Origin of the sequence: Sphingomonas chungangi, assembly GCF_013778325.1 — a bacterium.
In the GTDB taxonomy this organism is placed as follows: Bacteria; Pseudomonadota; Alphaproteobacteria; order Sphingomonadales; family Sphingomonadaceae; genus Solisphingomonas; species Solisphingomonas chungangi.
Map to the genome: position 1 here is coordinate 76251 of NZ_JACEIB010000008.1, position 12985 is coordinate 89235.

17 protein-coding genes are annotated in these 12985 nt (G+C 67.2%); 16 read left to right on the forward strand and 1 reads right to left on the reverse strand.

Features of this window, described 5'->3' with window-relative positions:
• Positions 1-232 precede the first annotated feature (232 nt).
• From HZF05_RS13235 to miaB, 10 genes are all read left to right on the forward strand, one after another.
• Positions 233-1033 carry an aspartyl/asparaginyl beta-hydroxylase domain-containing protein gene (locus tag HZF05_RS13235; protein ID WP_246331994.1) on the forward strand — a complete coding sequence of 267 codons (801 nt, stop codon included), beginning with the start codon at positions 233-235 and terminating at the stop codon, positions 1031-1033.
• A gap of 147 nt (positions 1034-1180) precedes the next feature.
• The gene (locus HZF05_RS13240; RefSeq protein ID WP_160362702.1) at positions 1181-2236 is read left to right on the forward strand and encodes a hypothetical protein; all 1056 of its coding nucleotides are present in this window, start codon (positions 1181-1183) and stop codon (positions 2234-2236) included.
• A 129-nt stretch (positions 2237-2365) separates the two neighbouring features.
• Entirely contained in the window at positions 2366-2938 is a 573-nt protein-coding gene (locus tag HZF05_RS13245) for a NifU family protein (protein WP_160362703.1), read from the forward strand.
• 19 nt (positions 2939-2957) lie between these two features.
• Complete coding sequence (locus HZF05_RS13250) at positions 2958-3548, forward strand: malonic semialdehyde reductase (RefSeq protein WP_160362704.1); 591 nt, start codon at positions 2958-2960, stop codon at positions 3546-3548.
• Positions 3549-3552: 4 nt separating this feature from the next.
• Entirely contained in the window at positions 3553-4179 is a 627-nt protein-coding gene (gene tsaB, locus HZF05_RS13255) for a tRNA (adenosine(37)-N6)-threonylcarbamoyltransferase complex dimerization subunit type 1 TsaB (protein ID WP_160362705.1), read from the forward strand.
• The gene (rimI, locus tag HZF05_RS13260; protein ID WP_160362706.1) at positions 4176-4652 is read left to right on the forward strand and encodes a ribosomal protein S18-alanine N-acetyltransferase; all 477 of its coding nucleotides are present in this window, start codon (positions 4176-4178) and stop codon (positions 4650-4652) included. Before tsaB ends, rimI begins: the two co-directional genes overlap by 4 nt.
• 124 nt (positions 4653-4776) lie before the next feature.
• Positions 4777-5193 (forward strand): Ros/MucR family transcriptional regulator, encoded by a 417-nt coding sequence (locus HZF05_RS13265; protein WP_160362707.1) that lies wholly within the window; start codon positions 4777-4779, stop codon positions 5191-5193.
• Positions 5194-5264: 71 nt separating this feature from the next.
• Entirely contained in the window at positions 5265-5684 is a 420-nt protein-coding gene (locus HZF05_RS13270) for a Fur family transcriptional regulator (RefSeq protein ID WP_160362708.1), read from the forward strand.
• A gap of 9 nt (positions 5685-5693) precedes the next feature.
• Entirely contained in the window at positions 5694-6425 is a 732-nt protein-coding gene (locus HZF05_RS13275; protein ID WP_160362709.1) for a lysophospholipid acyltransferase family protein, read from the forward strand.
• Between the two features lie 9 nt (positions 6426-6434).
• Entirely contained in the window at positions 6435-7784 is a 1350-nt protein-coding gene (gene miaB, locus HZF05_RS13280) for a tRNA (N6-isopentenyl adenosine(37)-C2)-methylthiotransferase MiaB (protein WP_160362710.1), read from the forward strand.
• On the opposite strand, the gene HZF05_RS13285 is transcribed toward miaB, so the two are convergent.
• Entirely contained in the window at positions 7781-8518 is a 738-nt protein-coding gene (locus tag HZF05_RS13285; RefSeq protein ID WP_181638869.1) for a hypothetical protein, read from the reverse strand. The genes miaB and HZF05_RS13285 overlap by 4 nt on opposite strands.
• Positions 8519-8641: 123 nt before the next feature.
• On the opposite strand from HZF05_RS13285, the gene HZF05_RS13290 reads away from it, so the two are divergent.
• From HZF05_RS13290 to HZF05_RS13315, 6 genes are all read left to right on the forward strand, one after another.
• Positions 8642-8896, forward strand: a complete 255-nt coding sequence (locus tag HZF05_RS13290; protein ID WP_160362712.1) for a hypothetical protein — start codon at positions 8642-8644, stop codon at positions 8894-8896.
• A gap of 115 nt (positions 8897-9011) precedes the next feature.
• Positions 9012-10040: a methyl-accepting chemotaxis protein gene (locus HZF05_RS13295; protein ID WP_160362713.1), complete on the forward strand. Its 1029-nt coding sequence runs from the start codon at positions 9012-9014 to the stop codon at positions 10038-10040.
• 117 nt (positions 10041-10157) lie between these two features.
• On the forward strand, positions 10158-11153 hold the full coding sequence (locus HZF05_RS13300; protein ID WP_160362714.1) for a PhoH family protein: 996 nt from the start codon (positions 10158-10160) through the stop codon (positions 11151-11153).
• The gene (locus tag HZF05_RS13305) at positions 11146-11454 is read left to right on the forward strand and encodes a hypothetical protein (RefSeq protein WP_160362715.1); all 309 of its coding nucleotides are present in this window, start codon (positions 11146-11148) and stop codon (positions 11452-11454) included. The genes HZF05_RS13300 and HZF05_RS13305 overlap by 8 nt, the downstream gene beginning before the upstream one ends.
• Before the next feature lie 18 nt (positions 11455-11472).
• Positions 11473-11982, forward strand: a complete 510-nt coding sequence (gene ybeY / locus HZF05_RS13310) for an rRNA maturation RNase YbeY (protein WP_160362716.1) — start codon at positions 11473-11475, stop codon at positions 11980-11982.
• Positions 11983-12052: 70 nt separating this feature from the next.
• Positions 12053-12946 (forward strand): hemolysin family protein, encoded by an 894-nt coding sequence (locus tag HZF05_RS13315; protein ID WP_160362717.1) that lies wholly within the window; start codon positions 12053-12055, stop codon positions 12944-12946.
• Positions 12947-12985 lie beyond the last annotated feature (39 nt).

Genomic DNA, 12985 nt, shown 5'->3' on the forward strand with positions numbered 1-12985 from the left:
TGAAAGGGGTAGCCCTCAGGCAAAGCGTCGCGCTGGGACCGGCTGCTCGATCCGCCCATTTCTCGGGCGGCGCGCTTCACGCGGCACCGGTCCACGGCCATGCGAGCCGTCGACGCGCGGGTCCTATGGCGTGTTGCGTTGCAAAAAGCAACATGAACCTCTTGTAAGTTGCCATTCGAAACGGAACTGGCGATCCATACGAGCGTTGCGTCGCGAAAATGGGAGGTAACCCATGAATGACATGACCCGGGTCGCGCGCCGGACGGCGACCTCCATACCCCCGGCCTTCGCAGTGCCGAAGCGGCCCTTCATCCTGCGCGCCGGCAAGCGGATCCGTCGGCAGGTCGATGCGATCGTCGCGCGATCCTCGCGGGTGCCGAACGACCCGGTACTCGATCCCGCCCTCTTCTCCTGGACGCAGTTGCTGCGCGACAATTGGCGGGCGATCCGCGAGGAAGCGCTGGCCGTCACACGGAACGAGGAGGCCGTGCCCGCGCTGCGCAAGGTTTCGCCCGATCACGCCCGCATCGCCGAGGACGACAAGTGGCGCAGCTTCTTCCTGATCGGATACGGCGCGCGGATCGAGGAGAATATCGCGCGCTGCCCGAGGACGGCGGCGGTGCTGGCGCAGGTGCCGGGGCTGAACAGCGGCTTCTTCTCGATCCTGCGGCCGGGCACGCACATCCCCGAGCATCGCGGCGTCACCAAGGGACTGATGACCTGCCATCTCGGCCTGCAGGTGCCGACGAGCGGATCGGTGCGGATGAAGGTCGGGCCGGAGACGGTGGGATGGGCCGAGGGTGAAACGCTGGTCTTCGACGATACGTATCACCATGAGGTCTGGAACGACACCAATGAGACCCGGATCGTGCTGCTGGTCCAGTTCGAGCGTCCCTTGCGCCAGCCGGGAAAGCTGGTGGCAGACTTGTTCGTTGGCGGCATTCGCCGATCGGCCTTCGTTAAGGAGGCCACCGACAATATCGCGTTATGGGAACAGAGCATTCGCAAGGTCGAGGCGATGGCCAACCTTTGACGACGCACATCGCTTAAAATGAACTTGACATAAGTCGGGCGTTAATCGGCAATTCATTTATTAACGACCGATTTCAATTTATCTTTCCAAACCCTCATTTCATCGCAACAACGGAAGCTCTTTGGGTGTCGAACGGTTGGATCGTGCATGAGCTACGACCAGACCATGCTCCGCCTGGGCTCCACCGCGATCGCCGCGGTCCTGGCCCTCTCCGCCACCCCGGTGCTCGCGCAGAGCAGCGATGCGTCCAGCGCAGCCGCGCCGGTCGCCATCACGCCGCCGCCGGCTCCGACCGTGACGCCCGCTCCGGCGCCCGACGCTGCGGCGCCGGTGACGCTGAGCGCGCCGGCTGCCGCTACCCCGGCCCCGGCCGCGCCGATGGCGACCTCGTCGCAGCCGGTGATGCACGTCGAGGATGCCAGTGCCGACAGCACTCCGACGGCTTCTACCGCAGCCCCCAAGGCCGCGACGCATCGTGCTGCCGTCAAATCGGACGCTGCGCCGAAGGAAGGCGCGAAGACGACCGCCGCCGCCTCTTCGGCTTCGGCTGTTCCGACGCCCGCTCCGGAAGCGGTGGCTACGACGGCAGCAGCCCCTGCCCCTGCCCCCGCGCCCGTCACCCAGCCGGCTCCCAAGGCCCAACCCGCCGCCGCGCCGAATCCCGCCGCGCAGGGCGTGAGCGATGATACGCTGATGATCGCCGGTGCCGGCGGCCTCGGCATCATCCTGCTCGCCGGCGGCGGTTACGCCCTGATGCGTCGCAAGCGCGACGAAGAGGACTATGTGACGCCGGTCTATGAGCCGGAGGCGCAGGCCCCCGCTCCCGAGCCGGTCGTCGCGGCGCCGGTCGCCATGGCCCCGATCGCGGCGACGCCCGCCCCGACCGAGCCGCTCGTCGAGCAGCCGCTGCCCGAGGGTTTCGACATCTCGCGCTACGGCCGTCACGCGCAGGCCGCCTTCCGTGGCCCGACGCCCGACAACGCCTCGCTGTCGCTCAAGCACCGCCTGAAGCGCGCTGCCTTCTTCGACCAGCGCGAGCGGGCCGCTGTGGAGGCAGGCACCATGCCGGAGGTCGCGGCAGCGATCGAGACCGCGCCGCAGACCATCACCCGCCCGGCACCGGCCGAACAGCTGGTCTATCGCCCGCAGCGGGTGGCGAAGACGGGTTTCCGCCCCGCCTTCCGAACCTCGCCGGCCCGCTAAAGCTGCCCAGGCGAATCGACCGCCGCTCCGCATCGCGGGGCGGCGGTCTTGCGTCGTTCGACTTTCTCTATCGGGACGAACAGCTTTTCGAGGCTTGCGCCCGCCAGCCCGACGCCCCAAGTGGGCGCCATGCTGATCGAGACTGAAACGACGCCCAACCCGTCGACGCTCAAGTTCCTCCCCGGTCGTCCGGTGATGGAAGCTGGCACCCGCGATTTCGCCGATCCGGAGGAGGCCGAAACCTCTCCGCTCGCCGAGGCGCTGTTCACGCTGGGCGATGTCGAGGGCGTGTTCTTCGGCCGGGATTTCGTCTCGGTGACGGTCGGTGCCGGCAGTGACTGGCGCGATGCCAAGCCGCAAGTGCTCGGCGTGCTGCTCGATCACTTCGCCGGCGGTGCGCCACTGTTCCGCGACCTCCCCAATAACGGTATCGACGTGGCCGGCGACGAGGAACTGCCCTCCGACCCCGAGGATGCCGACATCGTCGACCAGATCAGGGACCTGATCGACACCCGCGTTCGCCCGGCCGTGGCCAAGGACGGCGGTGACATCGTCTATCGCGGCTTCCAGAAGGGCACGGTCTTCCTGGCGATGCATGGCGCCTGCTCGGGCTGCCCCTCCTCCACCGCGACGCTCAAGCAGGGCATCGAGCAGCTTCTGAAGCACTATGTGCCGGAAGTGGCCGAAGTCCGAGCCATCTGACATTCCGCAAGGGGGTCCCATGACCAAGACGCTCGACGACGCCGGCCTCGACCTGATCTTCCGCGGCGCGCGCACGTACAACGGCTATACCGATGCGCCCGTCACCGAGGGCGACCTGCGCGCGATCTGGGACCTGATGAAATGGGGCCCGACCTCGGCCAACATGTCGCCGGCGCGCATCGTCTGGGTGACGACGCCGGAGGCCAAGGAGAAACTGGCCGTCCTCACCTCCTCCACCAATGCCGACAAGATCCGCAAGGCGCCCGTCACCGCGATCATCGGCATGGACATGGAATTCTACGAGAAGCTGCCGCAACTCTTTCCGCACGTCGATGCACGGCCCTGGTTCGTCGGCAACGACGCGCTGATCGAAAGCGGCGCCTTCCGCAACAGCACGCTGCAGGGTGCCTATCTGATCGTCGCTGCCCGTGCGCTGGGCTTCGACACCGGCCCGATGTCCGGCTTCGACAACGCCAAGGTCGACGCGGCGTTCTTCGCGGGCACACCGGTCAAGTCCAACTTCATCTGCACCCTGGGCTTCGGCGATCCCTCGACCGTCTTCGATCGGCTGCCCCGGCTTGACTTCGAGGACGCCAACAGCATCCTCTGACGGGATGATCCTGGCGATCGACACTGCCACCGCCGCCTGCTCCGCCGCCCTGATCGAAGGCGACGGGGTGCCCCTTGCCGTGTCCGAAACGGTGGGACGCGGCCATGCCGAGCGGCTGGTGCCGATGGTCGAGGCGCTGCTGCGCGATGCCGGCGGCGTGGTGCCGGACGCGATCCTGGTCGATTGCGGGCCGGGGAGCTTCACCGGCGTGCGCGTCGGGCTCGCCGCCGCGATCGGCATGGGCATGGGCTGGGGCGTGCCGGTGCGTGGCTGCTCGTCCATGGCACTGGTCGCCGCCGCATGCTTCGCATCCGATCCGGGTCTGGAAGCATGCGCCGTGGCGCTGAACGGCGGCCATGGTGAGCTGTTCGTACAGCGCTTCGCCACCCATCCGTTCGCCATGACCAGCGATCTGGTCTCGCTACCGCCCAGCGAGGCCGCACGTTTCGCTTCCGAAGACGTGGTTGCCGGATCGGGTGCGAGCGCGCTGGTGGAAGCGCGCGGAACCGGCACGGCGATCGATGCCCTGCCCAATGCCGCCTCGGCTTCACTACTGCCGCCCGCCTTCGCCACCCTGCAGCCCCGTCCGCTCTATGGCCGCCCACCCGACGCGAAGCCGAAGGCCGCATGAGCACGCTGCACAGCCCGGCCACCGATCTGATCGAGGGCGGCGTCACCGATCTCGACGAGGTGATGGCGACCATGCAAATCGCTTTCGATCCCGCCTTCGGCGAGGCATGGACGCGCAGCCAGTGCTCCGGCATCCTGGGCCTGAACGGGGTGTGGCTGCTGCTCGCGCGACAGGACGGTCGTGCCGCCGGCTTCGCCCTCTCCCGTGTCGTGCTGGACGAGGCCGAACTGCTGCTGCTCGCCGTGCAGCCCGCCCAACGACGCTTCGGCATCGGCCGCGCGCTGCTCGCCGCCGTGGCGGAGGAAGCACGCTTTCGCGGCGCGGCGCGACTCCATCTCGAAATGCGGGAGGGCAATCCCGCCGCTTATCTCTATGAAGCCGCCGGTTTCGCGGAAATCGGCCGTCGAAAGCGCTATTATCGGGGACGAGACGGATCGTCTTTCGATGCCATCACATTGGCTTGCCGATTATAGACCCCGTAATCCTACAGAGTTAACGAAGAAGAGCTTGCACTTCCGGCAATCATGCGACACAGCAAGCCCAGTTCTCCCCCCAGGGACCAGTGTGTAGCGTCCCTATTGTACGAGGTACCTTAGCATGACCGACGTGGTCGACATGACCGAAACGCTGATCACCCTGACCGCGGACATCGTTTCGGCGCATGTGAGCAACAACAGCGTTGCGGTGAACGATGTCTCCGGGCTGATCCAGAACGTCCACAGCGCCCTCACGCAGCTCGGCACCACGGCTCCGGAGCCCGAGGTGAAGCAGGAGCCCGCCGTTTCCGTGCGCGCGTCGATCAAGCCCGATTATATCGTCTGCCTCGAGGACGGGAAGAAGCTGAAGATGCTCAAGCGGCATCTGATGACCCATTACAACCTGACCCCGGAACAGTATCGCGCCAAGTGGAACCTGCCGGCCGACTATCCGATGGTCGCGCCGAACTATGCCGAGCAGCGCCGCAGCCTCGCCAAGAAGATCGGCCTCGGCACGCGCAAGCGCCGCGGCAAGTAAGGCGCATTTTCGCGGGAAGTGCGAGCGGTTCGCGCTTCCCGTCCCGCGCATCACCGCCTACATGAAGGCCCATGCGCAAGATCGATCTTGAGGCGCTGTGCGCCGAGAAGGGCCTCCGTATCACCGAGCAGCGGCGCGTAATCGCGCGCGTGCTGTCCGAGGCGGAGGATCACCCCGATGTCGAGGAAGTCCATCGCCGCTCGTCGGCGATCGACGCGGGTATCTCGATCGCCACCGTCTATCGCACGGTGCGGCTGTTCGAGGAGGCCGGCATCCTCGAGCGGCATGATTTCGGCGACGGGCGCTCGCGCTACGAGGCCTCGCCCGAGACCCACCACGACCACCTGATCGACGTCGAGAGCGGCAAGGTGATCGAGTTCGTCGACGAGGAGCTGGAGCTGCTCCAGAAGCGCATCGCGGAGAAGCTGGGCTTCCGCCTGGTCGATCACCGGATGGAGCTCTACGGCGTGCCGCTGAGCCGCAAGGACTGACGACGCACGATGCGCGCGTGGGGCCGGCTGGCGCTGATCGTGGCGCTGCTGGCCGTCCATCTGCCGCTGCATGGGCTGTGGCGGCTTTTCCGGCGGCATTCGCCTTGGCCGCGCCTCTTTCTCGGCCGTGTCGCGTGGGCGTGCGGCATCGACGTGCGCGTGGTGGGCCAGCCGCTGGCGGCTGACGTGCTGTACGTCGCCAATCATCTGAGCTGGCTCGACATCCTCGTCATCGCCGGCGCCACCGGCAGCCGTTTCGTCGCCAAGGGCGAGGTGCAGGACTGGCCGGTGATCGGCTGGCTGGCTGGCCTCAACGATACCGTCTTCGTCATGCGTGCCGAGCGCGGCAGGGTGCACGAGCAGGCCGGGCGACTGCGCGAGGCGCTGGCCGAGCACATGCCCGTCACGCTCTTCCCCGAAGGCGGCACCGGGCTCGGCGGGTGCGTCGGCCCATTTCGCGCCTCGCTGCTGGAGGCGCTGCTGCCACCGCTGCCCGGCGTGATGCTCCAGCCGATCGCGCTGGACTACGGTGCCCATGCCCGCGCCATCGCCTGGCCCGACGAGAATGATACGGCGACGGAGGCGATGCGACTGCTCTCGATGCCGGGGCGCCGGACGGCCGTACTCCGCTGCCTGGTGCCGATCGATCCGGCCGGCATGCCGGATCGCAAGCTGCTCTCCAGTGCGGCCCGCGCGGAATTGTGCGCAGCGCTTGGCGAGTCCGCCCCGCTCGCTGTATAGGCGCGCGCCATGTCCCAAACGCGCCCCGTCCCGAAGACCTTCGCGGTCAAGTCCTTCGGTTGCCAGATGAACGTCTATGACGGCGAGCGCATGGCCGAATTGCTCGCCGCGCAGGGCATGTCGGCGGCGAGCGAGGGCGAAGGCGCCGACCTCGTCGTGCTCAACACCTGCCACATCCGCGAGAAGGCGGCCGAGAAGGTCTATTCGGACATCGGCCGCATCGTGAAGGATGCCCGTGAAGACGGCCGCGACAAGCCGCTGATCGCCGTCGCCGGCTGCGTCGCGCAGGCCGAGGGCGCGGAGATCCCGAACCGGGCGAAGGCCGTCGACATCGTCGTCGGCCCGCAGGCCTATCACCGCCTGCCCGAACTGGTGGCGGACGCCGCCGCCGGCCGCTCGGCGCTCGATACGGACATGCCCGCGATCGCCAAGTTCGGCGCGCTGCCCGCCCGCCGCAAGGTCGGCCCCACCGCCTTTCTCACCGTGCAGGAGGGCTGCGACAAGTTCTGCACCTACTGCGTCGTGCCCTATACCCGCGGCGCCGAAATCTCGCGGCCTTGGGGCGAGATCGTCGACGAGGCGAAAGCGCTGGTCGGTGCCGGTGCGCGCGAGATCACCCTGCTCGGCCAGAACGTCAACGCCTGGTCCGGCGAGGACGACACCGGCGCCGCGAAGGGCCTCGACGGCCTGATCCGCGCGCTCGACCGGCTGCCCGGGCTGGAGCGCATCCGCTACACCACCAGCCACCCCAACGACATGACGCAGGGCCTGATCGACGCGCACCGCGACGTGGCGAAGCTGATGCCCTTCCTGCACCTGCCGGTTCAGGCCGGATCGGACCGCATCCTGAAAGCGATGAACCGCAGCCACACGCGCGATTCCTACCTGCGCATCATCGATCGCGTCCGCGCCTCACGGCCGGATATCGCGCTTTCCGGCGACTTCATCGTCGGTTTCCCCGGCGAGACGGAGGCCGAGTTCCGCGAGACGCTCGATCTCGTCGACCGGATCGGCCACGCGCAGGCATTCAGCTTCAAATACAGCCCCCGCCCCGGCACCCCCGCCGCGACGATGGACGGCCAGATCGCACCCGAGGTGATGGACGAGCGGCTCCAGCGCCTGCAGGCCCTGCTCAACGCGCAGCAACACGCCTTCAACCGCGCCACCGTCGGCGCGCGCACCCGCGTTCTGATCGAGCGCAAGGGCAAGCTGCCCGGCCAGATGCTCGGCAAGTCGCCCTGGCTGCAATCGGTCCACCTCCAGACCGATGCGCCGATCGGGACGATGGTGGAGGTCGACATCACTGCCGCCGGGCCAAACAGCCTCGGCGCGGTGGAGCAGGTGCGCGCCGCCGCCTAATCGGCTCGCCAGTCGGCGATGACGATTTCCTGGCCGAGCTTGATGGATAACAGATGGCCGACACCGTCCGCGCGAAGCGTGGCCGACGTGTCGCCATCCTCCACTTCGAAGCATCGCGAACCATCCGCCGCGGGGCACGCGTCCACCGACTCGATTTTCGCGGGGTCGATCGCGGCCATCACCGCCGCGCAGGGCTGCTTGTACCCTTCGCAGGTCATCGCCGCTGGCGGCGTGGCCTGTCCCTGACGCAGCAGCCAAAGGCCCTCCACGAGCGTGTCTTCGTCGGGCGCACCGATGAAGTCGGTCTTGCGGGGATCGATGGCCGCGCAATCCCGGTCGGCCTGGACCTGACCGGCAGCGTCGAGCTTGTCGAGGCTCGCGGGATCGACTGCTCCCCGCAGGCGATAGTGGCTGGTCGATTCGACCGCGCTTGCGGCGACGGGCGTGTCGGCATCGCATGGCCCATCCTCCGCCGGCCGAAAGCGGATCACGACCGTATCGCTGACGCAGACGCCTCTCGTTGCGGTGCCGCGCGGGCGGGTGTAGAACCACAGATCGGAAAGCGGCCTCTTGGGCGGATATCCGGGGCGCCCCCGAAACGGGCTCGGAATCAGGAGATCGGAAAGCTGCGCCATGACCCGCCGCTTCGCCTGCTGGTCCGTGTCCGCGCGGATCTCGGTCTTGCTGATCGGTTCGGCCGCGTGGGCCGCACCGCTCAGGGCCACAAGCAACATCAGACCAGCCCTGCGCATCGTATCCACTCCCCGCCGGACCATCCCGCGCCGGCACCGCACGTCGTGACTCGACGGTCGCAGAAGCGTACCATCATGCGAGATCTCAAGCCCATGGAGTCAGTTATGCGCAGCATGTTGCTTCTCGCCCCCCTGCTCATCGCCGCCGCGCCGCCTGCCGACAAAGCCGGACCCGGCAAGGGCTGCATGAACCATGGCGTCGACTACGCCACCGGCCAACCCGAGCCGGGCGGGTTCCAGCGGCTCGACCAGCTGCCGCCCGCCAACGAATATCTCACCGTGATCCACTCGATCGATGGCTGCCAGAAGCCGGTGATCGTGCGCTACAACGTCGATGGCCGGTCGCTGCCCGCCCATTGAAACCAGCCCGTCATCGTGGTTAACCTCCCTTCAACCATGCGCGGATAGCGTGGCCATATCGTAGCCGTTTCGGGGCGAACCGGCCCCAAGGAGAGGACATGGTTCGGGGGGATCCATGGCCGACGCAGTTCTCAAGCTCGCCTACGAAGTGTCGCGCGTCACCGAGGAGAAGGTCGCGCTGATCGACGATGTGATGCGCCGCACCGGCGTGCTAGCGCTCAACGCCCGGCTGGAGGCGGCGCGGGCCGGCACGGCAGGCGCCGCCTTCGCGGTGGTGGCGCAGGAAATGGGATCGCTCGCCGGAGACATCCGCGCGATCAGCGGCGATCTGCGCGAGGCAGTCGCCAACAATATCGAGAAACTGCAAAGCGCCGGCTCGCAGATCCAGTTCGAGCTGCGCGGCGAGCGCTTCGCCGATCTCGCCCGATCGGCGGTCGAGATCATCGACCGCAACCTCTACGAACGCTCCTGCGACGTGCGATGGTGGGCGACGGACAGCGCAGTGGTGGACGCGCTGGCCAATGGCGACGGCCGGTCGCTCCGCTTCGCCAGCGAGCGACTGGCGACGATCCTGCGCTCCTACACCGTCTATCTCGATCTCTGGGTGGCAGATCGCAAAGGCCGTATTGTTACCACGGGGCGGCCGGACATCTATTCGAGCGCGGTCGGCGCGGACGTGTCCGGTACCGAATGGTTTCAGAAGGGCATGGCGACGACCAGCGGCGACGACTTCGCAGTTTGCGACATCCAGCGCAGTCCGATGCTCGGGAGCGCGGCGGTGGCGAGTTACTCGACGGCGATCCGCGCCGGTGGTGCCCGCGACGGCGAGAGGCTCGGCGCGCTCGGCATCTTCTTCGACTGGGCACCGCAGGCTCAGGCGATCGTCGAGGGCATCGGCCTGACCGGCGAGGAGCGCGAATCCTCCCGCGTGATGCTGCTGTCCTCCAAGAATCTCGTGCTGGCCTCGTCGGACAGCAACGGCATGCTCACCGAGACCTACGGCCTGCGCCACGAGGAGCGCGGGCGCGGCTATTACCGCACCGCCGACCGCATCGTCGCCTTCGCCCGCACGCCGGGATACGAGACCTATCGCGGGCTGGGCTGGTGGGGCTGCATTGAGCAGGTACAGAGGCTGGATGAGTGACAGTGTTGCTTCCGTGCATCGTGTGCGGGGCACCGCACGCCCCGTCTCGAAGCCTCTAGCAATTGTCACACGCCCGGCTCACCATCCTCTCCAGAGACTCGAACTCGAAAGGACCGGATGAGCCGCAAGCCCGTACCCGCGCAGGCCGGAGACAAGGCCCGCATCGAAGTGGTGTTCGACAAGCCCCAGCTGCTGGGCCGCCTCTTCGGAGAGTTCGACCAGAACCTCATCGCGATCGAGAGCCGGCTCGGCGTCTATATCTCGGCGCGCGGCAACAAGCTGGTGATCGAGGGTTTCGCCGACTCGATCGGCCGCGCACGCGACGTGCTCACCGGCCTCTACAACCGCATCGCGCAGGGGCAGGAGATTGATGCCGGCGCCGTGGAGGCGGTGATCGCCATGTCGAACGAGCCGGTGCTGGACGGCATCATCCGGCAGGACGTCAGCCAGCCGCCGGCGGTGATGATCCGCACCCGCAAGAAGACGATCGTCCCCCGATCGGCCACCCAGATCCGCTACATGGAGGCCTTGGCGCGCGACGAGATCGTCTTCGCGCTCGGGCCGGCGGGCACCGGCAAGACCTATGTCGCGGTGGCGCAGGCGGTGCAGATGCTGATGCAGGGGCAGGTCGATCGCCTGATCCTGTCGCGCCCGGCGGTCGAGGCCGGCGAGCGGCTCGGCTTCCTGCCCGGCGACATGAAGGAGAAGGTCGATCCCTATCTCCGCCCGCTCTACGACGCGCTCTACGACATGCTGCCGGCCGAGCAGGTGGAACGCCGCATCGCGTCGGGCGAGATCGAGATCGCGCCGATCGCCTTCATGCGCGGCCGCACCTTGAGCGACGCCTTCATCATCCTCGACGAGGCGCAGAACACCACGCCCGCGCAGATGAAGATGTTCCTCACCCGCTTCGGCCAGAACAGCCGCATGGTGGTGTGCGGCGATCCCCGACAGGTCGACTTGCCCGATATCGGCAAATCGGGCCTCGCGGACGCGGTGGCGAAGCTGGAGGATATCCGGGGCATCGCGATGATCCGCTTCGGCGCGGGCGACGTCGTGCGCCACCCGCTGGTCGGCAAGATCGTCGAGGCTTATGAGGGGCCGGATGCTTGAGGCCACGTTGTTTATTCACAACGTGGAGGACGAGTCTGTACCCAACGGCCGCCATCGGATTACGCTCGCGCCCTTCGAACTCGCCGATCCCGAAGGACTGACCGTTTATGGAATCGCGGCGGCTGATGAAGCTGCGACCTGGCTCACGGGCATGATCTATAATCCTGTCATTCTTCGCGGGCGATTGAAGATCGGAATGCAGGACGACGGCTATCTTTATCGCGTAAACGAAGGTGGCGATAAGCTGCGTCTCGGGACGTATGAGACCGTCGCCCAAGCGCGGCTCAAGATTCATTTGTGATTGGGATCAGGTCAATCCATGCTTCTCGTTGAAACCGATGCCGAGGGCTGGCCCGAATCCGATCGCTGGCAGGCGATCGCGGACAAGGCGGTGCGCGCGGCGATCCTCCATTCGCCGGACAAGCGCTTCCTGACCGAGCCGACGCAAATCGAGGTGTCGGTGAAGTTCACCTCTGATGACGAGGTGCACGCGCTCAACCGCGACTATCGGCAGAAGGACAAGCCGACCAACGTCCTCTCCTTCCCGATGGTGCAGGAGGATCTGCTCGAGACGATCGACCAGAATAGCGATGACGGCGAGGTGCTGCTCGGCGACATCGTGCTGGCCCACGGCGTCTGCGCGCGCGAGGCGGAGGAGAAGGGCGTGACCGTCGAGGCGCACGCCACGCACCTCGTCGTCCACGGCACCTACCATCTGCTCGGCTACGACCACATGACCGATCAGGATGCCGAGGAAATGGAAGCCGCCGAGCGCGAGGCGCTCGCGAGCCTGGGCATCGCCGATCCGTATCTCGTCGACGACGAATAGCACCTCGACTCGCCCCCTCCCCACCCGCTAGAATCGCGGTCGCAACAAACAGGGGTTCCTCCACACCGTCATGCCCGACGATTCCAGTAGAAGCCCCGCCGGAAGCGGCGGGAATTTGTGGTCCGGCCTGCGCCAGCTGATCTTCGGCGAAGGCTCCGAACCGACGCTCCGCGACCAGATCGAGGAAGCGATCGAGGAGCATGAGGGCGATGCGCCCAACGCGCTCGACCTGTCGCCGGTGGAGCGCATCATGCTCCGCAACCTGCTCGATTTCGGCGAGCGCACGGTGCGCGACGTGGCCGTTCCGCGCGGCGACATCATCGCCGTGGAGGAGGATGCGACCTTCGAGGAATTGGTCCAGCTCTTCGCCGAAGCCGGTCATTCGCGCCTGCCCGTCTATCGCGAGACGCTCGACACCGTCACCGGCATGATCCACGTCAAGGATGTGTTCGCGATCCTCGCCGGCGTCGCCCCCAAGCCTGCCAGCATCACAGCGCTGATCCGCCAGCCGCGCTACGTGCCCGAGGCGATGGGCGTGATCGAGCTGCTCGCCGAGATGCGCGCGACGCAGACCCACCTCGCCATCGTGGTGGACGAATATTCGGGCACCGAGGGCCTCGTCACCATCGAGGATCTGGTCGAGGAGATCGTCGGCGACATCGAGGACGAGCATGACGAGGCGCCCACCCTGCTGCTCGTGCCGCTGGACGACGGCGCCTGGGACGCCGACGCGCGCGCCGAGCTGGAGGATGTCGGCGAGACGGTCGACCCGCGCCTCGCCGAGACGGACGAGCCGATCGATACGCTGGGCGGCCTCGCCGCCTCGATCGCCGAGCGCATCCCGCAGATCGGCGACATGCTGGAGCACGAAAGTGGCTGGACGCTGGAGGTGACCGACGGCGACCAGCGGCGCGTCACGCGGCTGCGGCTGCACCCGCCGGCGGCGGAGATCGTGGCGGAGTAGCGGCACCTTGCGGTGAGGGGCGGTAAGCGCCTAACCCGC